Raw genomic sequence first — 24,243 nt, forward strand, 5'->3', positions numbered from 1 at the left:
GCGCGAAGTCACCTCAACGTCGCACCACAGGCCTTTTTTGCTGCAGATGTCTTGAACGATGGATGCCGCCGCCGCCGCTCTGTCCGCCCGACAAGCGTGGCGGACGTCCGTCGCATGATATGAGCAAAGCTGACGTTTCGCTGCCTGCGCGGGTGACACGGCGGCCTGCCAGGTCGATTTCCGCCGATGGATTTGACCGTGGCGCTTGGGGAGTTTGATTTCGTTATGCGTGACAATAGCCCGATCGTCCAGATTTCGAAGCTGATTGAAGAGGCTCGAAATGGCAGGATGTTCATTGTCATCGACGAGGATAGTCCGGGCGCATCGGGTAACCTGGTAATCCCGGCGCAGGTGGCAACGCCGGATGCAATTAACTTCATGGCCAAGCATGGCCGGGGGCTGATCTGCCTGGCGCTCACTGAAGCACGGGCCGAGGAGTTGGCCCTCAGTCAAATGCCGCGCCAAAATGCGAAGCGCGATGATGCGGCATTCACCGTTTCGATCGAGGCTCGGACGGGTGTGACAACCGGAATTTCAGCTGCGGATCGTGCGCGCACCGTGGCAGTCGCCGTCGATGCAGGGACAGGGAGTGACGATATCGTCAGTCCGGGCCATGTCTTTCCTCTGGTGGCCCGCGACGGCGGCGTCTTGGTCCGTGCCGGCCACACCGAGGCGGCTGTCGATGTCGCCCGGCTCGCGGGTCTCAACCCATCCGGTGTCATATGCAAGGTCATGAACGACGCGGGTGAGGTTGCCGCGCACGATGAGCTGCTGTCGTTCGCCCGGAGCCACGATCTCATGGTGGGGACGATAAGAGACCTCATCGAGTATCGCAGACAGAACGATAATTTGGTCGAACGCACGCATGAAGATGAGCTTGATTCCGAATATGGCGGAATTTGGCGTATCATGAGCTACCGAAACAAAGTCGATGGCTCGGACAGCACGGTTCTCGTCAAGGGTGAGATCGATTCAAATCTGCCGATCCTGACGCGCGTGCACACGCTCTCAGGTTTGGACGACCTGCTTGGTCGGGCCGGGCCGAGAAAGAACACGCTCCAACGTGCAATGGTTCAGATCGGTAGCGAAGGGGTTGGTGCCATTGTCGTTCTCCTCCCTTCTCGCCATGCTGATCCATTCAGAGGTGGCGACGAGACATTGAACCCCGAGTTAAGGAGCTACGGGATCGGTGCGCAGATCCTGTTCGACCTAGGGGTTCGGGACATGGTGTTGCTCGGAATCGAGGAGCATAAGCTCGTTGCTCTCGAGGGATATGGCCTGCGAGTGGCTGATTTTCGCGAATTGAATTGATCCCGATTTTGTCAGTGTCCGACGCCAATGATCCGGAACGATTTTTTGGGTCTTCGACGCGCACCCCGACGTCCGACCGTTGAGATCCGAGCGTCGCGCGCAAACGGATGGACACCCTGATTTACTGGTGGCGGTGAGGGTGTGAATGTGATTCCATCGTTTTGAGCGATGGAGGCGTATGTGTCTGTGCAGCGTGGCTTTTTCGATCTGGATGAGCGGTATGCGGCGCTGTCGGCGGCGGGCGATCCGCTGGAGAAACTCGTGGCGCTGATCGACTTTGAGATATTTCGCCCCGCGCTGGATGCGGCCCTGCAACGATCTGACGGCAGCAAGGGCGGGCGGCCGCCGCTGGTCGCGGTGATGATGTTCAAGACGCTGATCCTGCAGACGCTCTACGGCCTGTCTGATGCGCAAGCCGAGTTCCAGATCCTCGACCGGCGCAGCTTCGGGCGCTTCCTCGGCCTCAACGATGGCGACAACACGCCCGACGAGACGACGATCTGGCGGTTCCGCGAGGGCTTGGTGCGCGCTAATGCCATCGACGCCTTGTTTGCCCGCTTCGACGCCCACCTCAGAGGTCTGGGCTATCTGGCCATGGGCGGGCAGATCGTCGATGCCAGCATCATCGCCGCTCCGCGTCAGCGCATGACCGACGAGGAGCGCGCCCTGGTCAAGGGCGGCGGCATTCCGGAAGACTGGGCCGCCAAGCCGGCAAAGCTCGCGCAGAAGGATCGCGACGCGCGCTGGACGCTCAAGCGCGGGCGCCGCAAGAAAGGCCCAGATGGCAAACTCATGGCCGAGATAGCCACGCCCATGTTCGGCTACAAATCCCACATCGGCATCGACCAGCGGCACGGCTTCATCCGCACGTGGGGCGCCAGTGATGCCGCCCGCTACGATGGCCGCGAACTGCCGAACCTGATCGATCCGGCCAACACCGGCAGCGCGATCTGGGCGGATACCGCCTATCGCAGCCAAAAGAACGAGCGGGCTATCCTGCGCGCGGGGCTGGTATCGAAAATCCACTTCCGCCGCGCACCAGGAAAGCCGCTTCCCACGCAGCGCCAACGCGCCAATGCCGCCCGATCCAAAGTGCGCTCTGCTGTCGAGCACGTCTTTGCCACACAGAAGCACCGCATGGGCCTGTTCATCCGCACGATCGGCATTGAGCGGGCCAAGGTGAAGATCGGCCTCGCCAACATCGCGTTCAACTTCAAACGCTTCCTCTACTGGGAAAACCGGGCGAGCACCGCATGATCACGCGGCCAAGGTCCCGAAACGGCCCGTAACGCCTACGCGGTGACCGGAAAATGCCCGGATATGGAAACCCGAAACGGTCGGCCTCGCACCTTCAGGTTATGCCCAGCACCGTGAGCGGGTAAATCAGGGTGTCCGGATGCTCCGCTCTCCTGCGGAGTTGTCACCCGTTTTAGAGCCGCCCGGTCGGCGATTCTAAAACCCAGAACAGCCTGGAAATCTGCGTCCCGGACGGACGAAGCGCGAGCCTTTCTTGTCCGGAACTTTACGCGGGGCGATCAGAGATGGCGGGACCGACGAAAAGGCGTGCGACCGCGACCCAAGTCCTGACGACCGTTCGGTAGCGGCCCGCGCGCCGGCGATCGCGCCGTCAGTGCGTTGCCGCCGATGCGGCCCTCCCGGTAAGCCGTGCCATCAAACCAGCCAAGTCTTCCGGCAGCTCGTCGCCTCGCCAAGCCACCATCTGGTCGGGCCGGACCAGCGTGAAGCGGGTATCATAGAGCTTCGCGATCGCCGGGTCGGGCAGAACCAGAACCTTGATTGGCACGTCGACCGCGATCGTGCTGTCCACCTCGGCTGCCGAGCCATCGCGCACAACCAGCGTGAACTCGGGGCCGAAATGGTCGTAGAGCGAGCTGCCGTCGGTCAGCCAGGCGTGGGGAGCCAGCGAACCTGGCCTCGATGTCTGGAAATATTGGATCGCGTCGGTCGGCGCAGGCGGTGAACCATCGTCGGAGATGATCTCCGACTTGGTCAGGCGGTAGCCCTTTTGTGTGCCCAGGCTGTGGAATTCCTGGGTTTTCTCGCGAACGATGATCTCCTTGGCGCGCTGGCGCAGGCGCTCGCCCTCGGGCGTGTCATCTTCCAGCCCGGGCATGTAAATGTCGTGCGAGAGTACGTCGACGTTCTCGATCTGGATCTTGGCGACCCAGTTCAGGGCTTCCTGGCGCTCGTTCTGGTAGGACAGCAGCAGCCTGTCGCCACCCCAGCCCTTCAGCAGGTAGGCCAGCTTCCAGCCGATATCGACGCCGTCGAGCAAGCCCACGTTGAAACCGAAGCCACCAAGATTGGGGAGCAGGTGGGCCGCATCGCCCGCGATGGCTACCCGGCCCCGCAGCATTTCGGGCGCGATGATCGCGTGCATGTTGTAGCTACGACCGCCGATGAACTCCATCGGCGTCTCCTCGCCGAAACCGGCATAGATGACTTTGCGCACCTGCGCCTCGTCGCTGGCGTCTATCCCGGGTGGGCAGGGGAAACTGCCGATACTGTATTCCCCTTCGCGCACGCAGTTGATGGTAACCCCTGAGTAGCCCCCGTAGGAGCCGTTGACGAACCAGTAGAACGACGAGTGGCCGACCTTCGAGATGCGCTTCAGTTCAGGCACGCGCACGTGATAGACGAAGGCCGCCAGCATATTGCCCCGGCCCTGCAGTCGAATGCCAAGGCTTTTGCGGACCAGGCTCTTCGAGCCGTCGGCGCCAACCAAGTATTTGCCGGAGATTTCGAACTCCTTGCCATCAGGATCGGTTGCGACGCATGACACGCCATCCTCGACTTCCGTGAACGATACCAGCGCGTGCCTCCACAGCAGCTTCACGGTGGGCATTGTATTGACGAGCTCGATCATCGTTTCCTCGATCGAGCGTTGTGGAATCCACTGTGCGTTCTCGGCGGCTTCCTCGACCCGTTCGGTGCCCACGAATGGCCGGTCGAAGCGATGCAGCAGGTAGCCGTTTAGCCGTGTCGCGAAGATAACGTCGGGCTGCATTTCCGGATCGATCGGATTTCGCTCGGCCAGCCGGTCCGCGATGCCCCAGCGCCGCAGGTGCTCCATCGACCGGCTGTTAATGAGATAGGTCCGCGGCCCGCGGTAGTCGTCTTTATCCAGACACTCGAGGATCACGACGTTGATTCCCCGCCGCCCCAGTTCGATCGCAGCGCTCAATCCGGCGGCTCCGGCACCCGCAATCACAACATCAACGTTCATTAGCATTCTCTCTCTGATGTTTCACATCTAGGTGGCTTCGCCGGATACTGCATGGCTCTCTGAGCCATGCAATTTGCGTGTTGGAATCATCACGCCGTGAGTTGCCAGGCGCTCAGGCCTAATCGGGCTAATAGAGCTAGGGAATGGCTCTGCGGCTCGTGGCGCTGAGAGAACAGAGATCGCGCACGACCCGGCAATACGTAACAAGAGATTCGAGTATTGCCTTTAGATTCTGCTGTGGGGGCGGTCGACCAGATCCGTCTCTCAACAAAGTAGTTGGATCGGGCTTTCGATGGCAAACTTGAGTGCAGCCATGAAGCGAGCTGCATCTGCGCCGTCGATCGCCCGATGATCGAAGCTTGCCGAGGCAGCCATGATCGAGGCGAGGGCGATTTGGCCATCGACCTTCCATGGCTGCTCGATCGCGGCAGCGGCGCCGAGAATAAGGGCCTGGGGTGGGTTGATCACTGGGAACATCTGATCGATCCCGAACATGCCGAGGTTGGAGATCGTGGCTGTTCCGCCCTGCCAGTCCTCGGGCAGGAGCTTGCCAACACGGGCCTTTTCGGCAAGCGCTTTGCTTTGCACTGCGATCGCCGAGAGCGAGGCATTGCCGACATCGCGGATGACCGGGGTGATCAGCCCGCCGTCGATGGCGACTGCCATGGCGATGTCCACGCGGGCAAAGCGGTGCAGGCTGTCGCCGCCGAACTGGACGTTGACTTCGGGCACCTGGCTCATGGCGCGGGCCATGGCCTTGATCAGGATGTCGTTGACCGAGATCTTGATGCCGGTGGCGGCCAAGCTGGCGTTGATCTCGGTGCGCAGGGCCAGCAGCGGATCGAGCCGGCAGCGCGCGGTGAGATAGAAATGCGGCACCGTCTGCTTGGACTGGGTGAGGCGCCGGGCGATGGTCTTGCGTATTTCGGACAGGCGCACGGTCTCGACCGGCACGCCGGCCGGCGGCGGGGCGATATCGGCGGCGGGCGCGGGGGCTGGCGCGGGCGCCAGAGCGGCGACCGGCGCGGGCGCGACGGGGGCGAGGCCAAGGTCCGCGCGGACGATCTTGCCGCGCGGGCCACTGCCGGGGATGCCGGCAAGGTCGATGGCGTGGGCCGAAGCCAGCCGGACGGCCAGCGGGGTGGCGCGCGGATCGTCGGTAATCAGGGGGGCGGGTGCGGGTGCCGGAGCCGGGTTGGCCGCAGCCGGGGCAGGGGCCGGCGTGGCCACGGCAGCCGGGGCCGCCGGAGGGGCGGCGGGCGCGCTTGCGGCGGGTGTCGCCTGGGGGGCATCGGCATCCGCCAGCGTGGCGATGACCGTGCCGACCTTCACGTCGGTGCTGCCGTCGGGCACGAGCAGGGCCTCGACCCGGCCCTCGTCGGCGCTCTCGTATTCCATCGTGGCCTTGTCGGTCTCGATCTCGGCGATGATGTCGCCCGCCTTCACCACGTCGCCGATGCCGACCAGCCAGCGGGCGAGCGTGCCCTTTTCCATCGTCGGCGAGAGGGCCGGCATCCTCAGTTCAAGCGCCACGGTCAGTTCCCCATGAAAAGTTCGGCGGCGGCGTCGATGATCGCGTCCGCGTCGAGCCGGTAGGTGCGGTAGAGGTCGGGCAGGTCGCCGGTCTGGCCGAAGCGGTCGATGCCCAGCGGGCTGACCCGCATGCCCGCAACCCCGCCAAGCCACGACAGCGCCCCCGGCGAGCCATCGAGCACGGTAACGAGCCCAGCGCCCGGCGCGAGGTCGGACAGGATGGCCTGGACGTGGCTCCTGCCGGCCGCCTTGCCGGTCCAGCGGGCCGCGCGGGCGGCGGACCAGTCGCGGTGGAGCAGGTCGGGCGAGGTCACGCTGAGCAGGCCGAGGCCGGGGATGTCGTCGGCCAGTTGCTCCCAGGCCGAGAGGGCTTCGGGTGCAATCGCGCCGGTGTAGACGATGGCAGCTTCCGCGCCGGGGGCGGGGCGGCGCACCCAGTAGGCGCCCTTCAGCGCGTCGGCCTCCCAGTTCTCGTCCGGGCGGGCGATCTGGGGCACCTGCCGGGTGGACAGGCGCAGGTAGACCGAGCCGCCGTCGGGCTGCTGCATGTGATCGAACGCCCAGCGCATCATCAGCGCCACCTCGTCGGCATAGGCCGGCTCGAAGTAGGTGAGGCCCGGCTGGCCCATGCCGATGAGCGGCGTGTTGATCGACTGGTGCGCGCCGCCTTCGGGCCCGAGGGTGAGGCCCGAAGGCGTACCCACCAGCAGGAACCGGGCATCGGAATAGCAGCCATAGTTCAGCGCATCGAGGCCGCGGGCGATGAACGGATCGTAGACCGTGCCGACCGGCAGCAGCCGCGTGCCGAAGTGCGGCGCGGCAAGGCCCAGCGAGGTGAGGGCGATGAAGAAATTGGTCTCGGCGATGCCCAGCTCGACATGCTGGCCGGCGGCGTGGGCAGCCCACTTCTGGGCCGAGGGAATCTTCGCCGCGCGGAACACGTCGGCCATCTCGGCACGGCGGAACAGCCCGCGCTGGTTGACGAAGGCGCCCAGGTTCGTGGTCTGGGTCACGTCGGGCGCCGTGGTGACGATGCGGTCGGCCAGCGGCTCGGACGACTTGGCGAGGTCCAGCATGACATTGCCGAAGGCGGCCTGGGTGGACTGGGTATCGCCCTTGGGCACGGCCAGCCGCGCCGGGACCGGCACGGCCGGGGCAACCGGCTCGGGCCCCTTGCGCGCCAGCGGGCTCTCGGCGAGGAATGCCTTGAGCTGGGCGGCCTGATTGTCGCCCAGCCCGCCGAACGGCTCCCACTCGCTTCCTTGCGCGATGTTCATCGATGCGCGCAGCTGTTCGATCTGCGCGGGGTTCATCATCCCCGAATGGTTGTCCTTGTGCCCGGCCAGCGGCAGGCCATAGCCCTTGACGGTGTAGGCGATGAACAGTGTGGGCGTTTCGTCCTGCGCGCTGTCGAAGGCCTCCATCAGGCTTTCTATGCAATGCCCGCCCAGGTTGGTCATGAGCGCGGCAAGGCCGTCGTCGTCGAACGAATCGAGCAGTTTCCTGACGTGCGGGCGGCTGCCGATGTCGGCCAGCAACCGGGTGCGCCAGGCCGCGCCGCCCTGATAGGTCAGCACCGCGAACTCGGCGTTCGGGCAATTGTCGATCCATTCCGAGATCGACTGGCCGCCGGGCCGGGCGAAGACCTCGCGCTGGAGCTTGCCGCTCTTGAGCGTGACCACCCGCCAGCCGCAGGTCTCGAAGATATCGTCGAACCGGCGGAACATGCGGTCGGCGGTCGTGCTGTCGAGCGACTGGCGGTTGTAGTCGACCACCCACCAGCAGTTGCGGATATCGTGCTTGTAGCCTTCGATCAGGCACTCGTAGATGTTGCCCTCGTCCAGCTCGGCATCGCCCATCAGCGCGATCATCCGCCCCGCGTCGGCCTCCGCCATGTGGCCGTGGGCGATCAGGTAGTCCTGAACCAGGCTGGTGAAGGCGGTGACCGCAACGCCGAGGCCGACCGAGCCGGTCGAGAAGTCGACCGGGATCTCGTCCTTGGTCCGCGAGGGGTACGATTGCGCGCCGCCCAGCGCGCGGAAGCGCCGCAGCTGCTCGAGGCTCTGGTTGCCTAGCATGTAGTGAATGGCTTGGAGCAACGGCCCGGCGTGGGGCTTGACTGAGACCTTGTCCTGCGGGCGCAGCGCATGGAAATAGAGCGCGGCCATTATAGCGGTCATCGAGGCGCAGCTTGCCTGGTGACCACCCACCTTCAGCCCGTCGCGCTTTTCGCGAAGATGGTTAGCATTGTGAACCGTCCAAGCCGAGAGCCACCGCAGACGTGCGTCAATCACTTCGAGCGTGGCAACCTTTTCGGCGCGGGTATCGGTCTTAGTAGCAATAGCCATTTGGCCTCTCCGGAGCACTGCGACAGTAAGGTACCGGAATCACGCTTGGCATGTCCTTGCTAATTGGAAGGCTTTGGCTTAGAAAATTGGCATAAGATGCTGCAAATGTGCGATACTGCAGGGGATCATGTCAGAATTTACTCCAGATGCGATTGATTGCCGAATCCTCGATGCACTTCAGGCTGACGGGCGGATGACCAATCAGGAACTGTCGGAGCAGGTCGGCCTGTCGCCCAGCCCCTGCTTGCGGCGGGTTCGCCTGCTCGAGGGTGCGGGGGTGATCTCTCGATATGTCGCACTGATCAATCCGGAGGCGGTCGGGCTGTCGGTCACGGCCTTCGTCCGGGTCCGTCTGGACCAGCAGGACGACCGGCACCTCGCCATGTTTGAGAGCGCGGTCGTCGGGTTTCCCGAAGTGATGGAATGCTACTTAATGACCGGCGAGGCTGATTATCAGCTACGCGTGCTGGTCAAGTCGCTGGGCGCCTTCGAGGATTTCCTGCGTCACCGTCTTACCCGCGTGAAAGGCGTGTACAATGTCACCACCAGCTTTGCCCTCAGGCCGGTTGCCTACAAGACTGCCCTGCCTACAATGGATATAAGCTGATCCTTTTTATGGAATGGCAATCCCCAAAACAGCAGTTCGAATTTCACCACGAAATCGGCAAATGGTCATTTTTAAGTATTTAAATTTAGTCTGAGTACCGACCTTCCTCCACCTATGAGTAGAGCCGACGGTCCGCGCTGGATAGCCGCCAGCAGCGGGGTCCAGAAACGGGGTCCAGCTCAAGAAAGAATTCAACAGACTATTTCTCTAAGAGAAATAATGATTGGTTTCGTCCGTGATGTCTTTTCGTCCGACTTGGGAGGCTCTCTAAGTTGGCCCGCTGGGCTTACATATTTCCAGTGAATGTCGCCCATTCCAACCAAACTCCAGCTTTCGCCGTCATCTCTGAGAGACTGTTTGATGCCTTCGAATGCGACCAAACGGCTTGGTGAAGTGAAGGGACATTCCTTGTCGCTTCTCCAGAAGCTACGGCGTCCTAGCCAGCAATTAGGATTGAGCTGCTTTGCCGTCTGGATAATTGATCGCATGCCGATCCCAGGCAGCAGGCATCGACTGATGCCTACCATGCCTTGATCGTTCAATGTTTGACGAGAATGGCTTCATATGATTAGCTCGGGAGGCGCAGTTCACACTTGGCCATCACGCGAAAAGAGGTTGAGCTATGCGTGTGATGTTGAATGTGGCGGTTGCGGTTACCGCCTTGATGTCGACAGTTGTAGAGGCCCATGAAGTTTCGGTAGCGGTTTTCGAGCCAGAGTACTCGACCTCCTTTCTCTCTGCGAACTCGGTGAGTTCTGCCATGCGGAATGCCATGAGCTCACCAGATCGAGCTGGCGCTGGGGCCGAATTTGGCTGCTTGGAGTCCAGGTATCATCCGACTTGGTGGCTCAAACCGAGTGTGGAGCTTCGAAGGGCAACGTACTATCCGATTATGACTCAGGTGGCGTGCGAATTTGGCATTCCAGTTGATCTCATGGATGCAGTAGTGGCGCATGAATCCGGTTATAACCCCAATGTAATCAGCAGGGCAGGTGCGATGGGGATGATGCAAATCATGCCGGAGACCGCCCGCTCGTTGGGGCTCGCATTCCCGTGGGATCCTGTCGCAAACATGCGCGCCGGTGCCCGCTATTTACGCAACCAAATTTACCGGTTCGGACGCATGGACTTGGCGTTAGCCGCCTATAATGCCGGACCAGAACGGAAGTCTCTCAATGCAGGGTACATTCCGGCGATCCCGGAAACCTTGGGTTACGTGCGCACGATAACAACAAATTGGACTCGGCTTGCAGCCTATACCCCCGACCTGACAGCCGCGGCGGCAAGAGCCAGCGCCGCCACTGTCGCGGTCCGAACTGCGGGTTATAGGGAGGTCGATCTATTGATCTATTACGGCATAAATGCCGCAAACCCGATATAGTGCGCATAGAGGACACCGATCGCCAGAATGCTCGGAAACCCCAGGAAATATGCGAGCTGGAAATGCAACCACACGCGCGGCAACCAGAGAATCCAGGCCACTACCGACTTTTGCGGGGGCCTGATCACGCCCGTCCGAATGTCGTAGCATGTCTTGAGCGCCGCACAGGCTGAGCAGATCGCGGCGAGCAGGGTTACAGCGCCGTACAGCTTCTGCCATGCCAGAACGGTCTCAGGGGCCATTACGTTCGTCAGGCCTGCAGGGTCTGGTCGTTTTGCATGACCCGGTCCTGATGCGAGAGCAGCAGATCATAGGCCCGCCGGGCGGCCTCGTGGATGATCGCCGGCCGCAGGTCGACCTCGATCGAGCCGCGCCGGCAGGTCATGACCTCGAGATAGAAGCTCTTGAGACTTTCGGCAGCCAGGAACACGGCCTGATTGGCGTAGGCATTTGGATCGTGGAGCAAGGCTACACTGATTTTAGCCCGAACGTGGTCCATGCCAAGTTCGTTGAAAATCCTGTCGCGCATGCCGTCAGTCAGTGGGTTGGTTTTCTTGAGAATCTTGTGGAGCCTCGCACGGGAGATCCGCATCCGGTCAGCCAGATGCGCGGACGGGATGCCCTGTCGTGCAAGCTCGGCGTTGATCAGCTGCTTGTATTGGTCCTGTTCCCCGGGTCCCGGGTTCGGATTGGCAAAGAGAAAGACCGGTTCCGTCTCGGGATCAGTGCTCGGCTTGAAGACCGTCTCAGGCGTCAAGTTCCTGTGAGGCATTTTCCATCCCTCCCAAGGCAAAACGTCTATGGGATGGCATAACCTGTCAAGAGTCTTAAGAAGCGCTTGGGCTTTGCTCCGGTGCTCTACCTAGATCAGATTGTGGCGCTCGGCGAGGTAGACTGCGAGCGGCACGAGGATCTTATCAACGCCCTGTTTCTCTCCGATCTTCTTTACCTTGTCGCGCAGCGCATCGTAGTCGCTCGACCACTTCGGCGTGACCTCAAGCCACACCGCGATGTCGCCGTCGACCGCGAATTCGCTAAGGAAGAGGTCGAGCTCTTCCTTGGAAATCCCATGGGATTTAAGGCGTCCACAGGCCCTTTGCACCGTCGTTCGCATCGTCTGGAAGCGCCCGGTACGCTTGGAATAGGCGCACATCGCCTCGGCCAGCAGGTCGAAGCACTGCTGGCTCAGGTGGATCCGGACATTGCGGTTTCCGGTAGCCATAGGCGGGTCATCCAGGACATCTGTCGCAGCACATAATGGGCCGAAATTGTAAATTTGGCGAATCCGGTCCGGACGAGGCGAGTCGCCATACTCGTTTCCTGCCGCGGGAACAGCAATTCCCCTTGGGGCAAAAACGTTTCCCGAAAAGGAAAATGCAGTTCCCGTAGAGGGGATTCCGTTTCCCCAAACGGGAAACAAAGCACGCCCCAAGTTGCCGCCCCGGGAAAACTTCCGATTCGCTTGGGCGCCTCAACCACCTGTTAATTGCCCGGCGGAGCGCACCTCTGTTCATTCTGAAGGCCGTGAATGACGCGGCTTTTGGAAAAAGGACGAGAGATGAAACGCATCACACAAGGGAAGGGGCAGACCCTGCTCCAGGGCGCGGCGGTCGTCGCAGTCGCGGCCGTCTTCGGCAGCGAGGTCGCGATGGCCGGCGCGGACGCCACCTTCAACACGGCGCTCACCGCCTTCACCGGCTTCCTCGAAGGTTCCGGCGGCAAGATCATCACCGTGCTGAGCCTGGCCGGCGGCATCGTCGGCCTCGCCTCGGGCCGCTTCAGCTTGGCGCAGGTCGCCATTCCGGTGGGCGTCGGTGTCGGCGCCGGGACCGGCGTGCCGATCGTCACCGCCGCAGTCACCGCGACGATCTGACCCAAGCGGTCCCCCTCCGGCCCATTCGGCCGGACAACCTGGAGGGCGGTGTCGTCTCATGAATCGCTACACGGTTCCCGCGCATCTCGATGATCCCGAGCTCATCGGTTTTTGGACGCTCGATGAGTTTCTCGCGATGATCCTGCCCTTCGCGTGGGGGATCCTGTCTCAACATATTCTGATTGGGATTTCAGCAAGCGTGCTGGCCTGGTGGGGATTGCGCAAGTTGAAGGCGGGACGTGCCGTCTCGTGGATCATTCACTGGGCCTACTGGTACCTGCCTGGTGCCTTCATGGGCCTTAAGGCGACGCCGCCCTCCCATCTTCGACTGATGGCGGGCTGATATGGACCTCTCGATTTCCCACGGCCAGGCGCAGCGGCTCCTGAAGCAGCGCAACCTCCTGGCGATCACGGCGACAGGGCTGTTTGGCCTCAGCGTACTGCTGACGCTCACCGCCGCGCACCGCGACCGGGAGGTCGTGCTGCAGCCGGTGCTGGCCAAACCGCTTACGCTGTCATCCAGCCACGTCGACAAGGACTATCTCGAGCTGGTGACGCGCGACGCCGCGCTGCTCACGCTCAACCGCTCGCCGTCCAACCTCCAGTACTGGATGGATTCGATCCTGGCGATCACGGATCCGAGGACCCACGGCCGGATGAAGGCCGAGCTCATGAAAGTGTTCAATGAGCAGAACGGCTCGAACGTCTCGCAGTATTTCACGATCGAGCAGCTGAGCGTCGATCCCGATGCCCTGACCAGCGAGGTCAATGGCGTGCTCCATACCGTCGTCGGCTCCAAGGAAGTGACCGCGGAGGCGCGGACCTTCCGCTTCGTGTGGAGCTATTCGGGCGTCAGCCTCAAGCTCGCCGGGTTCGGGCGCGTCATCAAGGATGGTGCCGGCACCGAGCGCGGGAAGCCCACCAACAACAAAAGCGAAGGGGGAGAGGGGTGATGGCCCAGCTTGGATGGGGCGCGATTGGGGTGGGCGCGGTGCTCGCCGGCAGGCCCTACGCGATTACTGGACGACCGGTGGGCGCGGCGCTCATCTGCCTTGGCGCGCTCTGCCTAGCCGCACCCGCTATGGCCGACCAGAATATCCCTGCCGCCGATAACGGCACGGTTGCCTGCCTCGCCTCGGCCAAGGACCTCACCCGGATCAGCCTTGCCGGCGACCAGTTCGCCTCGGTCTCGAAGATCAGCACCGGCAACCCGGCCGAGGACTTCAAGATCGTCAACGAGCCGGTGCGCGGCGACATCTACCTCTCGGTCCCCGATGGCTATGTGCGCGGCAACCTCTCGTTCTTCGGAACCACCCGCAAGGGCTACGTCTACAAGTTCGTCTGCCAGGTTCGCGGGAATGATGCCGAGCAGGTCTTCGTCACCAATACCGCGATCAAGGCCGAGGCAGCACGCGACTGGGAGGTACGAAGCTCGCCCGAGGACAGCGCGGTGCGCCTCGCCCAGGCAATGTACCGCAGCGAGACCATCGAGGGCTTCGAGGTGCGCCAGGACGTGCTCGAGCCGGTGACGGTCGGCAAGCTCGAGGTCCAGCAGGTTGGTGAATACCGCGGTGCCGACCTCAAGGGGCTGGTTCTGCGCGTCCGCAACACTGGCCGCGATGCGCTGCCGCTCGACGAGAACATGCTCGCCGCCAAGGGCGCGGTCGCCTTCATGACCCCGGTGAGCGAACTCGCGCCCGGACAGGCCGCCGCCGTCTACCTCATCCAGTCGAACGGAGGCCGCTGATGGATTGGAAGAACCCGTTCCGCAAAGGGCCCAAGGCGCTCGATGGGCCTGCCAGCGGCGCTGAAGGCAGCGATGCCTCGCCGCTCGGCGATGCGATTCAGGCCAACGAGGCGGTCAAGAAGAAGCAGATGCTGCTTCTCGGGGCAGGCGGTCTCGCCGCGCTGCTGATCGGCTCGACCTACATCTTTTCGGAGGGCGGCAAGAGCAGCGACGCCCATGTTAAGAAGGAAGTCGGCGAGGTCTCGGTCGACGAGATGGTCAACAAGAATATGGCTGAGAAGGAGTGGCGCGCCCAATCCGAGGCCCAGATGATGGCGATGGACAACAACATGCGCGCGCTCGCCGCCCGCGCGCAGCGCGCCGACCAGCTCGAAGCGCAAATGGCGCAAGGTCAGGCCCAAGGTGCCGGGGTCTCACCGGACACCGAACGGGTGCTTTCCGCCTATCAGAGCGAGAACGAGCAGCTCAAGGCGGCGCTCGCGGCAGCGCGGCAGTCGCCGGTGATGGGCCAGCCCATTGTCGGTCCGGGCGCGACCCCGATCGGACCCAGTGCCATGTATGGGCGCACCAGTCCGCCGAGCTACCAGAGCGCGCAGGCGACCCCCGCAGGGCAAGCCGCGGCGGCCGCGGCGGGCCTGCCAAGCGGACGGGGAAGCGAGGTCAGTCTCGTCTCGTTCAGCGAAGGCGCGAGCGGCACGGGCAGCCCGGTGCCCAAGGGCAACACGGTCTATACCGACAGTGCCAACTACCTGCCGCCGAACTCGATAGCGGTCGCCAAGGTCATTGTCGGGGTCGATGCCGCCGCCGGTGTGCAGAGCCAGACCGACCCGCTTCCCGTGGTGCTGCGCATCACCGGGCCGGCGCGCTCGGTCTACGACAATGGGCGCCTGCTCACCACCAACATCGCGGGATGCCTGGTCAACGGCGCGGCGCGCGGCGACCTCTCGTCCGAGAAGGTCTACGTCAAGCTGCAGCGGATGACCTGCCCGCAGCCGAACGGCCGCTACGCGGTCTCGGACGTGAAGGGCTTCATCGCGTTTGGCGGCAAGACCGGGGTGAGGGGGCGCGTGGTCAGCCGCGAAGGCTCGCTCATCGGCCAGGCGTTCCTCGCCGGGCTCGCCGGCGGGTTCGGTCGCGGGTTTTCGGCCAACACCAATTCGATCCTTCAGGGCACCAACGTCAATGTGAACGGCCAGCGCCAGAAGCTCGGCGCCGGAGAGATCCTCCAGGGCGGGCTTGGCGAAGGCGTCGCGACCTCGGCCGACACGGTGTCCAAATACCTGATCGAGCGGGCCGAACAGTACCAGCCCGTGATCGAGATGCCGACCGGGATCGATGTCGAAATCGTGTTCCTCGAGGGCGTGTTCATCAACGGATGAGGAGGGTGTCATGAAACTGAAGTCACTAAATTGGGGGGCGAGCGCCCTTCGCAAACTGGCGATGCCGCTCGCGGCGATCGCGCTCGGCAGCGGGGGCTCGCTGGTCTGGGCGAACGCCAATGCCAATGCGCCGAGCGCGCCGTCGCAAACCGATCTTGCGGTGACCGCCGCGCTCAAGGAGCGCCTGCCGCGTACGCAGGTGAGCCGGGTCAATTGCCAGGTGGTCGATGGAGTTTGCGAAGTCACGGCCGGATCGCAGCTGTTCTACGTCGACAGGACCGCGCGCTATCTCCTGATCGGCCGGGTCTATGACATGCAGACCCGCCAGGACCTGACCGCCGTGCGCCTGCTCGAGGTCAACCCCGACCTGCTGGTCGGCGGGGCTGCCGGCAGCCGGCAGGAAGCCCAAGAAGTCGAGACCCCGCGTCGGGGCGTGAATACGCCAGCGGCGAGCGGTGCCCCCCGGATGATGTCGCTCGCCGCACTGCCCGAGGCGGGCGGCATTGTCTGGGGAGCAAGCTCGGGCCCGACGGTCACCGTCTTCAGCGATTTTCGCTGCGGCTATTGCCGCGCGCTTTCGGGGGTTCTCGAGACCATGAACGTGCGGGTGATCGAACGCCCGATCTCGGTGCTCGGCAGCCGCGACCTTGCCAACCAGGTGTTCTGCGCGCGCGACCGGCGCAAGGCGGTCAAGGCCGCATATGCCGGCGCCCCGATCACCGACACTCGGGCCTGCGATACCTCGCCGCTCGATGCCAACGAACGCTTCGCCCGCGAGCAGGGTCTGGCCGGCACGCCGGTGATCGTGCGCTCGGACGGGGCGGTGATCGAAGGGTTCCGCCCGCGCGAGGTGCTCGAAGCCTGGCTGAAGGGCGCCCGCTCGTGACCGCGCTGACCCCGAAACAGCTGGCCAGCCTCGAGCGCGCAGTGGCGCGAAGGTCGCGCGGGCAGATCTCGCTGCCGCCGGCCGCGATCGAGCGGGCCGAGGCGATTGCGCTTTGGCATGAGGTCACGGCGAGTTTCGCCAATTCCAAGGGCCAGCGGCTCTCCGCGCGGGATCTCGACCGCCTGCGCAGCCGGGCCTGGCAGGTCTCGCACGGTCATGCAGCGCTCAGCGAAACCGGGCTCAGCCTCGAAGCGGGCCTTGCATTCTGGCGCCTCGCGCTGCGGCTCGGAAAGCTGGCCGAGCGGCGCAAGCCAGGCACCCTCACGCGGGCAGCGTCGGTCGCCGCGCTCGGTCTCGCCGCCACCCAGCTCGCGGCCTGCACCAGCCTGTTCGGCGGCAACATCAAGGGCAGCTTCGCCTGCAGCGCGCCGAATGGCACCTGCGCGCCTTCGACAGTGATCGACGACCAGGCCCTGTCGGTGATCCAGAACGCCCGGCCGATGACGCCTGCCGGACCCTATATGCGCTCGCCAACGGCGGCGCGACCAACAACCACAGCCTATGTCCCGTCCGGAACTGGGCGCATCACGCCGGCACAGGGCGGCATGGCCCACCGCGAGCGGCGGGTGCTCCGGGTGGTGTTCCCATCGTTCGTCGATGGCGGCGGCAATCTCCATGAGCCGCGGATCGTGCATGCGGTGGTCGATGATGGGGCCTGGATGCAGCTCTCAGGCAGCGAACCCACGGCGATCGACCGGATCGAGGGCCGCACGGCGAGCCTTGCCAGCGCGGCTTTCACCCCGCCGCCGTCCTTGCCAGATGCGGCAATCCTGCCGAGTGACATGTCACCTGCACCAGAGGTCAAACCCGCACCTGCTGGGCCGCCAAGTCCCGAAGCCGTTGCGGCGGCGCGCGCCAAGGGTGCAGCGCTGAAGTCCGGGAGCGCGATCGACGTGATCCGCGCCGAGGTTCAAAGCCGCCTCGCACAAACGGCGAAAGTCTCTGGTGCCGCACCGCCGGTAGCAGCCCTCGCGCCCAACGCGGCACAAGGCGCGGCACATATTGCGGCACCTGTCGATGCGGTCAAACCCGCGCCGGGCACTGCAGCGCCGGTCAATGCTCCGGCGGCCTTTCCCGCCAAGGTTGAGGAGTAGGGCCGATGGCCTCGCGCGGGTTCTGGGACCGGTTCCTCGACATGGTGTTCGGCGAAAGCGCACACCCGGAAGCGACACGGCCCGTGCTCGGCGCGCCGATGCTGTCGAACTGGCTGCCCTATCGCAGCTACGACAAGAAAAGCCGGATGTTCATCAATACGGAATCAGTGGGGTTCATCCTCGAACTCGCGCCGATGATGGGAGCGGACGAGCGCAGCGGCGAAATCCTCACCCAGTTCCTCTCCGACGCCGTGCCCTCGGGCTGCGAAATCCAGCTGATCCACTGGCAAAGCCCCTCGGTCGGCGAGCGGATCGCCGACTGGGTCATGCCGCGCGTCGTTGCCAAGGGCGTCTATGGCCGCGCCGCCACCCACCGTGCGCGCTGGCTGCGCCGGGCAGCATGGATGTCGATCTCGTGCGATGCGCCCTTCTACTTGCGCAACACCCGCGTGATCCTCTCGGTCGGCGCACGGCTCAGCGGCGGAATCGGCGCCGATGCACTCGGCTCGGTCCGCGAAAGCCTCCACGGCACGCTCCAGGCGCTCTCGATCCCCGCGCGCGACGTCGGCCCGGTTGAACTGATCGCCTTCCTCGACGACTTCCTCTGCCCCGCGGTCGACAACGCCGACCGGCCCGAACACTATTCCGAACTCGATCCGATCAACATCCAGTGCGTGCGCCGCGACCTCGAGACGCAGGTCACGCCCGACCGCATCGTGCTTCAGACCGAGCGGTTTCGTGCCACAGGCGAAAGCCAGGACGGTGCGCCGGTGATCGGCGAGGTCGTCCCCGACAAGTTCGACTGGCGCTTCTTTTCGGTGCGGAACCTGCCCAAGCAATGGGCGCCGTGGGACGTCCAGAAGATCATCGGCGACGTCATCAACGACAAGCTGCGCTTCGGCTGCAACGTCATGACCGTGCTTGGCCTTGTCTTTCAGGACGAGGAGGCGGCGAGCTCGCGCGCCGGGCTCAAGGTCATGCGCACGACCAGCCTTGCCGACAGCCGCTCGGCCCGTTTCCTGCCCCAGCTCTCCGAGCAGCGCGACGAGTGGCAGTATGTGCAAGCCGAGATGCGCCAGGGCCGCAAGCTCGCGCAGGTCTATTACGGGGTTGGCGCGCTCTCTCCGCTCGGCAAGGGCGACGTCAATGAGCGCATGGTGAAGTCGGTCTACAAGGCCTCTGGCTGGGACCTCATCGACGAGCGCTACCTCCAGGTCATGGGGCTACTTGCCGCCATGCCGCTCTCGTTTCCCAACGGCCTCTCGGCAGACCTCAGGCGCATGAAGCGCTTCAAGACCATGCTGACGACGACGGCCGCCTCGATCGCGCCGCTCCAGGGCGAGCACACCGGCGGGCAAATTCCGCACGTGCTGCTGATCGGACGGCGCGGCCAGCCCTTCTTCTGGTCGCCGTTCCAGAACGCGGCGGGCAACCACAATGTCGCGGTGTTCGGCAAGTCTGGTTCGGGCAAGTCGGTCTTCCTGCAGGACGTCTGCGCGGCGATGTCAGGCGCCGGGGCCAAGGTCATCGTGATCGATGACGGGCGTTCGTTCGAGCACATGGCCAAGGCCTTCGGCGGGGCTTTTGTGGAGTTCAAGCTTTCCTCGGGCTTCTCATTGAACCCGTTCGACATGATCGATGGCGAGGCTCTGTCGTCGGACGAGGACGGCGAGGACTACGAGGTCGAATGCCTCGCCATGCTGAAGTCGATCGTCGGGCAGATGGCGCGCCAGCAGGACCGCCTGTCCGACACCGAGCGCGGCCTCATCGATTCCGCGGTCAGCAGCGTCTGGCGCGAAAAGCAGCGCGCCGGCACCATCGACGACGTTGCCGCGGCGCTCCGCGCACTGCCATCGCCCTTTGCCGGCGATCTCGCCGATGCGATGTCGCCATTCCTCAAGGGCGGGACCTATGGCCGCTTCTTCGAGGGTTCCTGCTCGATCGACCTGTCGGCGGGCCTCACCGTGTTCGAGCTTTCGGACCTCTCATCCAAGCCCGAACTGCGTTCGGTGGCGCTGACCGCGCTGATGTTCCTGACACTGAGGGTCATGCGTGATCTCGACCGTTCGGTGCCCAAGCTGACGATGATCGACGAAGCCTGGCAGCTCCTGGGCGGCGGGCAGATGGGCCAGGCGATCGAGACCTATGCGCGGACCTGCCGCAAGTACGGCGGCTCGCTCATCACCGCGACCCAGTCCCTCAACGATTTCTACAAGTCCGAAGGCTCGCTAGCGGCGCTCGAGAACTCGGACTGGTCGATCGTCCTCCAGCAGAAGGAGGAGACCATCAACGATCTCGCCAAGCACCAGCGCTTCGAGATGGACCATTACACAGAGAGCCTGCTGCGCTCGCTGAAGCGCAATGGTACCGAGTATTCCGACGTCCTGATCAAGGGTCCCGAGACCCTCGCGGTCGGCCGCCTCGTGCTCGATCCCTATTCGGCGACGCTCTACTCTTCGAGCCCGCGGGTCTTCTCCGAGATCGAGGAAAAGGTCCGTGCCGGTCTGCCGCTGCCCGATGCGATCGAGCGGGTCGCCTTTCCCGACTTCGTGCCGCCGCAGCCCGGTGCTCCGGATTTTGCCGACGGCGAGCTCGCGGAGGCGGCTGAATGACCGCGGTTCTCGCCCCTCGTCACCGGCCCATGAGCCTCGCCGATGCCTGCTACCATGGCCTGCGTCTTATCGGTTGGCTTGCGGTCACGCTGGGCTGCGTCGCGGCGCTATGGCTGCTGTTCTTCGCCGCGCTTGGCAACTTTCGCTTCGGCGGGACCGTGCTCCAGCTCGAGAACTTCGCCTCGCGCTATGTCGCCGCGAGCGCCGAGCGCCAGGACCGCTTCGCCCACTGCTTCTGGCTGACCAGCGCCGGGCTTTTCGCCGCGGTCGGCTTCTTTCGCCGCCACTCGCTGCTCACGCGCGGGGCAGCGGCAGCCTCACATTCCAGGGAGACCCATCATGGCTAGAAGCCCCCGCACGTCCGCGGCTCCAGCGCCCAGCACCACCGCCGGCCCGCTGTTCGAGGCCGAAGCGAGCACGCCCCCGTCTGCGCCCCGCGCCCGGATCGGACTGGTTCCCGTGGCCATGGTCGGCGCGCTGGTTGCCGCAGGGTTGTGGGGGGCCTGGGTCACCAAGAACGTGCTCGGGGCAGCGGACACGCCCGCCATCGCCAAGGTCCAGCTCGCCGGCATCGTCGGTGAATATGTCCAGGCCCAGGCCCGCTCGGCCACACCGCCCGAGCAGGTCACCACCGAGACGCGCGCGTTCATGGGCGAGGTCCAGAAGAACCTCGAGCGCCGCGGCGCCTCGGGCCAGATCGTGCTGGTGGGCGAGGCGGTGCTTGCCGGCAATGTCCCCGACATCACCGCCGAGGTCCGCCGCGAAGTCTATGCGAAGGTCAAGATGCCGCAGCCTGCAAATGCGTCAGCGGGCGAGGTCATGGGCGCAATGCGCGCGGCGATGAACGGGCAGGGGGTCCCGCAAGCGGCCAGCCCGGTGCCGGGCGCCGCCTTGGGAGGACAGGGCAGTGCTCCCGTCAACTGAGCCTCTCACCCCGAGATCCTCGCACGCCCGGCGCTGGCTCGTGATCGGCGCGCTTGCCGCGACGCTGGCGGCCAGCTCCTCGCTGGCGAGCTGGCGCGACGATCACGCGATCCTCATCAACACGACCCAATCGCTCCCCAACTGGGCGTTCTGGATCGACAAGCACCGCCGCCCGGCGCGCGGGGATTTCGTGGTCTTTGCCCCGCCGCAGACGCCGCTCATCACCGCGCATTTCGGGAAGGTCTCGCCGCCCTTTGCCAAGCGCGTCTACGGCATGCCGGGTGACATGGTCACCCGCGAGGGTACCGTGGTGCGGATCAACGGCGCCGAGGTCGCACGGCTGAAGCCCGTGAGTTCGCGCGGCGAGAGGCTTGCCCCCGGACCGACCGGGCGGATCCCTGAGCACTGCTACTATGTCGGGACTGAGCACAAGGACGGGCTTGATAGCCGTTACGCCGATATCGGCTTTGTCTGTTTGGCACGCATCATCGGCACTGGGGACTCGGTGCTGTGAGCCGGTTGGCCCTTCTGTCCGCCACGGGCGGTGCCGCGCTGCTGATAGGCTGGCCGCTGATCTCGGCGGTGAGGGCCGCCGACTATGGGCAATTGGGCCAGACTTTCCCGATCATCGAGGCCGATCTGCTCACGACGATCGAGACCAGGCTCAGGACCCTCGAGGCCAATGGCGGGATCGAGCGGCTGCAGCGCGAGATGCAGGAACAAGCCGTCGCCAGCGTTCGGCGGCCCAAGCGGGTCGATGGCATGACCCCGGCGACCACCAGGCGCGAGTGGCTGTTCGATCCTTCGATCGTGACCGAGGACGATATCGTCGACGCCAAGGGCAATCTAATCGCCGCGCGCGGTACCCGGGTCAATCCGCTCGACATGGTCCAGCTGCGCCAGGCGCTTGTCTTCGTCGACGGCGACAATGCGGCCGAGCTGCAATGGGCGCTGCGGACCTGGAGCGATACGGCCGCCAAAATCATCTTCGTCTCGGGCTCGCCCTTCGATGCGATGAAACTGTGGCAGCGCCGCTTCTACTTCGACCAGGGCGGCACGCTGACGTCGAAATTCGGCATCCGGCATACGCCTGCCGTGGTGAGCGCAGCCGGTTCCAGCCTCAAGATCAGCGAACATCCGTTGCCGCACCAACCGGCGACGCCAAGCGGAGGCAAGATCTCATGACCCATCCGCTCATCACCTTCCTCAAGACCCCGATGGCCGCGCCCGAAACAAGAACGTTGCGGCGCATGCGCCGGCTCTGGATGGCGCTGTGCTGGTCGCTTGCGCTCACCGTGCTGCTGCTCCCGGTGCTGAAGCTGCTGCTGGGGTCGTGGGCTGCACTTCCCGCCCTGCTGCTGACGATAGCCGCTGTGCTCCACGGGTTAGTCTATTTTCGCGCCAAGGGGCGCGCGGACGATGCCTTTGGGCGGGAGGCGCGGCCATGATGCGGCTGCCCGCCAGAGTCTTGGCGTTACTCGGTGTCATCGCGCTCGCTTTTGCCGGCACGAGCCCGGCGCGGGCCGACACGGTGACCTGCCACGGCAAGTTCATCAACCCGATTACCGATGTGTGCTGGTCGTGCCTGTTTCCGCTGTCGATCGGTGGACTCTCGATCTGGAAGGGCTCGCGCCCCGACCCCAAGAACCCGTCGTTTCCCTTGTGCGCCTGCGGCTCGCCGATCCCGCGTATCGGCATTTCGGTGGGCTTCTGGGAGCCGGTGCGCCTCGTCGATGTCACCAACAAGTCGTGGTGTTTTCCCAACCTCGGCGGGATCCGGCTCAACCCCGGTTTCGACATTGGCGAGGGCCATGTCCAGGGGCGCAGCCAGATCGGCGGCAAGACCCAGAATAGCTCGCAGTGGCAGTCGCACTACTACGTCTATCCGCTGCTCTACTGGATGGAGATCCTGACCGATTTCCTCTGCTTCGAGCAGACCACCTTCGATGTCGCCTATGTGACCGAGATCGATCCGCTGTGGCAGGACTCGGCGCTCACCTCGATCATCAACCCCGAGGTGGCCCTCTTTGCCAACGGAATCGCCACCGCAGCCTGCGCGGCCGACTGCGTCGCTGCCACCGCGAAGCTGCCGATCGACCAAATGTTCTGGTGCGCGGGCTGCAACGGCGGAATGTATCCCTTGAACGGCCACGTCTCGGCGCACGTCACCGCGATCCAGGCCTCGCGGCTCGTCGCCGAACGGATGCTCTACAAGATGCACCGCGAGGCGCTCGCCTGGGGCACGATGGGTTCGAAGGCGCTGTGCCACAAGTACCTGATGCCGGTGATGCGCAAGCAGCAGTACCGGCTGCAGATGACCAATCCGATCTCGATGGTGAAGGGCCGCTACGCCTGCGCGCCGGTGGGTGCTGCCACCATCATCCCCCAGACCGGCAAGGGCTACCCCGTCAAGGGCGAGGACTTTGGTTACCTCGTCTGGCGCAAGCGCAACTGCTGCATGCTGTGAGGACACCCATGACCTTCGCGCGGCTCCCCCACAAATCCCGGCTCCTTGGACTTGCTGGCTTCCTCGCCCTGACTGCGGTCTCGGCCGCACTTGCCCAGACCATAGACGGCCTCGACCTGAAGGCCTTGAAGGCGCGCGGAACCGAAGCGACGGCCGATGCGCAGACCCTGGTCGATGCGGTCGCCGGCAAGGGCGAAGTGCACCGCGGTGAAGCCGAGCAGCTGCGTGAGGAGGGCCTCGCCGCCGTCGGCCGCATCAATCCGGCCGATCTTCCCAAGAGTCCAGGCGGCGCGGTCGACTTCGACGAACTGTTGAGCGGCGCGGCCGCCAATACCAGGACGCCGATGGGCGAGGGGCCGATGTTCATCGTCTTCGCGAGCCTGTCGATGCCCGAGGCGTCGCTCACCCGGCTGATTGCCGACACGACAAGGGCGGGAGGGGTGGTCGTATTCCGCGGCTTTCCGGGCGGGAGCACCAAGGCTTTCGCCGATGGACTGAAGCGGGTGGTGACCAATGAGGGTCAGGAAGCTCACCTTGCGATCGATCCGCGCCTGTTCCGCGCCTTCAAGGTGACGGCCGCCCCGACTTTCGTTGCCGCGGGCCGCGAATACGAGCTCTGCGACGGGCTCGATTGCACCAGCGCGACACCCGATCACGACCGCATCACCGGGAACGTCACGGTCGAATATGCGCTCGAGACCTTTGCCGGCGGTGGCGGTCCCGGTGCCGGCGTCGCGCGCGTCGCGCTCACCCAGCTGACCAAGGGCCAGTGAG

At 64.4% G+C, this 24,243-nt stretch carries 25 protein-coding genes; 19 read left to right on the top strand and 6 right to left on the bottom strand.

The features are described 5' to 3' along the window. Positions 1-186 precede the first annotated feature (186 nt). Together ribB and B5483_RS18300 are read left to right on the top strand one after the other, a co-directional pair. Positions 187-1,311 (top strand): 3,4-dihydroxy-2-butanone-4-phosphate synthase, encoded by a 1,125-nt coding sequence (gene ribB, locus B5483_RS18295; RefSeq protein WP_079731452.1) that lies wholly within the window; start codon positions 187-189, stop codon positions 1,309-1,311. 180 nt (positions 1,312-1,491) lie between these two features. Continuing rightward, positions 1,492-2,568 (top strand): IS5 family transposase, encoded by a 1,077-nt coding sequence (locus tag B5483_RS18300; RefSeq protein WP_079731504.1) that lies wholly within the window; start codon positions 1,492-1,494, stop codon positions 2,566-2,568. Positions 2,569-2,938: 370 nt separating this feature from the next. Here the strand turns inward: B5483_RS18300 and B5483_RS18305 are convergent, their stop codons facing one another. The 3 genes from B5483_RS18305 to B5483_RS18315 all read right to left on the bottom strand — a co-directional run bounded on the left by B5483_RS18305 (position 2,939) and on the right by B5483_RS18315 (position 8,439). Continuing rightward, the gene (locus B5483_RS18305; RefSeq protein WP_079731453.1) at positions 2,939-4,564 is read right to left on the bottom strand and encodes an FAD-dependent monooxygenase; all 1,626 of its coding nucleotides are present in this window, start codon (positions 4,562-4,564) and stop codon (positions 2,939-2,941) included. 258 nt (positions 4,565-4,822) lie between these two features. Next, positions 4,823-6,091, bottom strand: a complete 1,269-nt coding sequence (locus B5483_RS18310; protein ID WP_079731454.1) for a dihydrolipoamide acetyltransferase family protein — start codon at positions 6,089-6,091, stop codon at positions 4,823-4,825. A gap of 2 nt (positions 6,092-6,093) precedes the next feature. Further along, the gene (locus B5483_RS18315) at positions 6,094-8,439 is read right to left on the bottom strand and encodes a transketolase family protein (protein WP_079731455.1); all 2,346 of its coding nucleotides are present in this window, start codon (positions 8,437-8,439) and stop codon (positions 6,094-6,096) included. 127 nt (positions 8,440-8,566) lie between these two features. On the opposite strand from B5483_RS18315, the gene B5483_RS18320 reads away from it, so the two are divergent. Both B5483_RS18320 and B5483_RS23555 read left to right on the top strand, forming a co-directional pair. Further along, positions 8,567-9,046 (top strand): Lrp/AsnC family transcriptional regulator, encoded by a 480-nt coding sequence (locus tag B5483_RS18320; protein WP_079731456.1) that lies wholly within the window; start codon positions 8,567-8,569, stop codon positions 9,044-9,046. 892 nt (positions 9,047-9,938) lie between these two features. Continuing rightward, complete coding sequence (locus B5483_RS23555) at positions 9,939-10,427, top strand: lytic transglycosylase domain-containing protein (RefSeq protein ID WP_281251253.1); 489 nt, start codon at positions 9,939-9,941, stop codon at positions 10,425-10,427. On the opposite strand, the gene B5483_RS18330 is transcribed toward B5483_RS23555, so the two are convergent. The 3 genes from B5483_RS18330 to B5483_RS18340 all read right to left on the bottom strand — a co-directional run bounded on the left by B5483_RS18330 (position 10,397) and on the right by B5483_RS18340 (position 11,649). Next, the gene (locus B5483_RS18330; protein ID WP_079731457.1) at positions 10,397-10,669 is read right to left on the bottom strand and encodes a hypothetical protein; all 273 of its coding nucleotides are present in this window, start codon (positions 10,667-10,669) and stop codon (positions 10,397-10,399) included. The two genes, B5483_RS23555 and B5483_RS18330, sit on opposite strands and share 31 nt — an antisense overlap. 8 nt (positions 10,670-10,677) lie before the next feature. Further along, the gene (locus tag B5483_RS18335; RefSeq protein WP_245829367.1) at positions 10,678-11,184 is read right to left on the bottom strand and encodes a hypothetical protein; all 507 of its coding nucleotides are present in this window, start codon (positions 11,182-11,184) and stop codon (positions 10,678-10,680) included. A gap of 105 nt (positions 11,185-11,289) precedes the next feature. Beyond that, a complete protein-coding gene (locus tag B5483_RS18340) occupies positions 11,290-11,649 on the bottom strand; it encodes a hypothetical protein (RefSeq protein ID WP_079731459.1) in 360 nt (119 codons plus the stop codon). Positions 11,650-11,985: 336 nt separating this feature from the next. Here B5483_RS18340 and B5483_RS18345 point away from each other — a divergent pair, with 336 nt between their 5' ends. From B5483_RS18345 to trbC, 15 genes are read left to right on the top strand one after another with little or no spacing between them, the layout of a single operon-like run. Then, a complete protein-coding gene (locus tag B5483_RS18345) occupies positions 11,986-12,300 on the top strand; it encodes a hypothetical protein (RefSeq protein ID WP_079731460.1) in 315 nt (104 codons plus the stop codon). A gap of 58 nt (positions 12,301-12,358) precedes the next feature. Continuing rightward, a complete protein-coding gene (traL, locus tag B5483_RS18350; RefSeq protein WP_079731461.1) occupies positions 12,359-12,643 on the top strand; it encodes a type IV conjugative transfer system protein TraL in 285 nt (94 codons plus the stop codon). Position 12,644: 1 nt separating this feature from the next. Next, a complete protein-coding gene (locus B5483_RS18355; RefSeq protein WP_079731462.1) occupies positions 12,645-13,253 on the top strand; it encodes a type IV conjugative transfer system protein TraE in 609 nt (202 codons plus the stop codon). Then, positions 13,253-14,047 carry a type-F conjugative transfer system secretin TraK gene (locus B5483_RS18360; RefSeq protein WP_079731463.1) on the top strand — a complete coding sequence of 265 codons (795 nt, stop codon included), beginning with the start codon at positions 13,253-13,255 and terminating at the stop codon, positions 14,045-14,047. The genes B5483_RS18355 and B5483_RS18360 overlap by 1 nt, the downstream gene beginning before the upstream one ends. Further along, positions 14,047-15,426 (top strand): TraB/TrbI/VirB10 family type IV secretion system protein, encoded by a 1,380-nt coding sequence (locus B5483_RS18365; RefSeq protein WP_079731464.1) that lies wholly within the window; start codon positions 14,047-14,049, stop codon positions 15,424-15,426. The genes B5483_RS18360 and B5483_RS18365 overlap by 1 nt, the downstream gene beginning before the upstream one ends. A 10-nt stretch (positions 15,427-15,436) precedes the next feature. Next, positions 15,437-16,312: a DsbC family protein gene (locus tag B5483_RS18370; RefSeq protein WP_079731465.1), complete on the top strand. Its 876-nt coding sequence runs from the start codon at positions 15,437-15,439 to the stop codon at positions 16,310-16,312. Next, positions 16,309-17,466 carry a hypothetical protein gene (locus B5483_RS18375; RefSeq protein WP_079731466.1) on the top strand — a complete coding sequence of 386 codons (1,158 nt, stop codon included), beginning with the start codon at positions 16,309-16,311 and terminating at the stop codon, positions 17,464-17,466. The genes B5483_RS18370 and B5483_RS18375 overlap by 4 nt, the downstream gene beginning before the upstream one ends. A gap of 5 nt (positions 17,467-17,471) precedes the next feature. Then, positions 17,472-20,078 (top strand): type IV secretion system protein TraC, encoded by a 2,607-nt coding sequence (gene traC, locus B5483_RS18380; protein ID WP_079731467.1) that lies wholly within the window; start codon positions 17,472-17,474, stop codon positions 20,076-20,078. A 29-nt stretch (positions 20,079-20,107) separates the two neighbouring features. Continuing rightward, positions 20,108-20,425: a hypothetical protein gene (locus B5483_RS18385; protein ID WP_245829369.1), complete on the top strand. Its 318-nt coding sequence runs from the start codon at positions 20,108-20,110 to the stop codon at positions 20,423-20,425. Then, positions 20,418-21,002, top strand: coding sequence for a type-F conjugative transfer system protein TrbI (locus tag B5483_RS18390; RefSeq protein WP_079731469.1), 585 nt, complete (start codon positions 20,418-20,420; stop codon positions 21,000-21,002). Before B5483_RS18385 ends, B5483_RS18390 begins: the two co-directional genes overlap by 8 nt. Positions 21,003-21,042: 40 nt before the next feature. Next, positions 21,043-21,516 carry a S26 family signal peptidase gene (locus B5483_RS18395; protein WP_079731470.1) on the top strand — a complete coding sequence of 158 codons (474 nt, stop codon included), beginning with the start codon at positions 21,043-21,045 and terminating at the stop codon, positions 21,514-21,516. Then, positions 21,513-22,187 carry a type-F conjugative transfer system protein TraW gene (gene traW / locus B5483_RS18400; RefSeq protein ID WP_079731471.1) on the top strand — a complete coding sequence of 225 codons (675 nt, stop codon included), beginning with the start codon at positions 21,513-21,515 and terminating at the stop codon, positions 22,185-22,187. The genes B5483_RS18395 and traW overlap by 4 nt, the downstream gene beginning before the upstream one ends. Further along, complete coding sequence (locus B5483_RS18405; protein WP_079731472.1) at positions 22,184-22,450, top strand: hypothetical protein; 267 nt, start codon at positions 22,184-22,186, stop codon at positions 22,448-22,450. Before traW ends, B5483_RS18405 begins: the two co-directional genes overlap by 4 nt. Then, complete coding sequence (gene traU / locus B5483_RS18410) at positions 22,450-23,469, top strand: conjugal transfer pilus assembly protein TraU (RefSeq protein WP_425435056.1); 1,020 nt, start codon at positions 22,450-22,452, stop codon at positions 23,467-23,469. The genes B5483_RS18405 and traU overlap by 1 nt, the downstream gene beginning before the upstream one ends. An 8-nt stretch (positions 23,470-23,477) precedes the next feature. Further along, the gene (gene trbC, locus B5483_RS18415) at positions 23,478-24,242 is read left to right on the top strand and encodes a type-F conjugative transfer system pilin assembly protein TrbC (protein ID WP_079731474.1); all 765 of its coding nucleotides are present in this window, start codon (positions 23,478-23,480) and stop codon (positions 24,240-24,242) included. The last annotated feature ends 1 nt before the right edge of the window (position 24,243 follow it).

The sequence above is a fragment of the Novosphingobium mathurense genome (assembly GCF_900168325.1).
Taxonomy (GTDB): domain Bacteria; phylum Pseudomonadota; class Alphaproteobacteria; order Sphingomonadales; family Sphingomonadaceae; genus Novosphingobium; species Novosphingobium mathurense.

Bases quoted from the DNA above. Each gene is read 5' to 3' on its own strand.
- traC (WP_079731467.1), top strand. From the start codon at position 17,472: ATGGCCTCGCGCGGGTTCTGGGACCGGTTCCTCGACATGGTGTTCGGC.
- B5483_RS18305 (WP_079731453.1), bottom strand. From the start codon at position 4,564: ATGCTAATGAACGTTGATGTTGTGATTGCGGGTGCCGGAGCCGCCGGA.
- B5483_RS18340 (WP_079731459.1), bottom strand. From the start codon at position 11,649: ATGGCTACCGGAAACCGCAATGTCCGGATCCACCTGAGCCAGCAGTGC.
- B5483_RS18405 (WP_079731472.1), top strand. From the start codon at position 22,184: ATGACCCATCCGCTCATCACCTTCCTCAAGACCCCGATGGCCGCGCCC.
- B5483_RS18320 (WP_079731456.1), top strand. From the start codon at position 8,567: ATGTCAGAATTTACTCCAGATGCGATTGATTGCCGAATCCTCGATGCA.
- B5483_RS18315 (WP_079731455.1), bottom strand. From the start codon at position 8,439: ATGGCTATTGCTACTAAGACCGATACCCGCGCCGAAAAGGTTGCCACG.
- ribB (WP_079731452.1), top strand. From the start codon at position 187: ATGGATTTGACCGTGGCGCTTGGGGAGTTTGATTTCGTTATGCGTGAC.
- B5483_RS18385 (WP_245829369.1), top strand. From the start codon at position 20,108: ATGAGCCTCGCCGATGCCTGCTACCATGGCCTGCGTCTTATCGGTTGG.
- B5483_RS18355 (WP_079731462.1), top strand. From the start codon at position 12,645: ATGGACCTCTCGATTTCCCACGGCCAGGCGCAGCGGCTCCTGAAGCAG.
- B5483_RS18390 (WP_079731469.1), top strand. From the start codon at position 20,418: ATGGCTAGAAGCCCCCGCACGTCCGCGGCTCCAGCGCCCAGCACCACC.
- B5483_RS18360 (WP_079731463.1), top strand. From the start codon at position 13,253: ATGGCCCAGCTTGGATGGGGCGCGATTGGGGTGGGCGCGGTGCTCGCC.
- traL (WP_079731461.1), top strand. From the start codon at position 12,359: ATGAATCGCTACACGGTTCCCGCGCATCTCGATGATCCCGAGCTCATC.
- trbC (WP_079731474.1), top strand. From the start codon at position 23,478: ATGACCTTCGCGCGGCTCCCCCACAAATCCCGGCTCCTTGGACTTGCT.
- B5483_RS18345 (WP_079731460.1), top strand. From the start codon at position 11,986: ATGAAACGCATCACACAAGGGAAGGGGCAGACCCTGCTCCAGGGCGCG.
- B5483_RS18370 (WP_079731465.1), top strand. From the start codon at position 15,437: ATGAAACTGAAGTCACTAAATTGGGGGGCGAGCGCCCTTCGCAAACTG.
- traU (WP_425435056.1), top strand. From the start codon at position 22,450: ATGCGGCTGCCCGCCAGAGTCTTGGCGTTACTCGGTGTCATCGCGCTC.
- B5483_RS18330 (WP_079731457.1), bottom strand. From the start codon at position 10,669: ATGGCCCCTGAGACCGTTCTGGCATGGCAGAAGCTGTACGGCGCTGTA.
- B5483_RS18365 (WP_079731464.1), top strand. From the start codon at position 14,047: ATGGATTGGAAGAACCCGTTCCGCAAAGGGCCCAAGGCGCTCGATGGG.
- B5483_RS23555 (WP_281251253.1), top strand. From the start codon at position 9,939: ATGACTCAGGTGGCGTGCGAATTTGGCATTCCAGTTGATCTCATGGAT.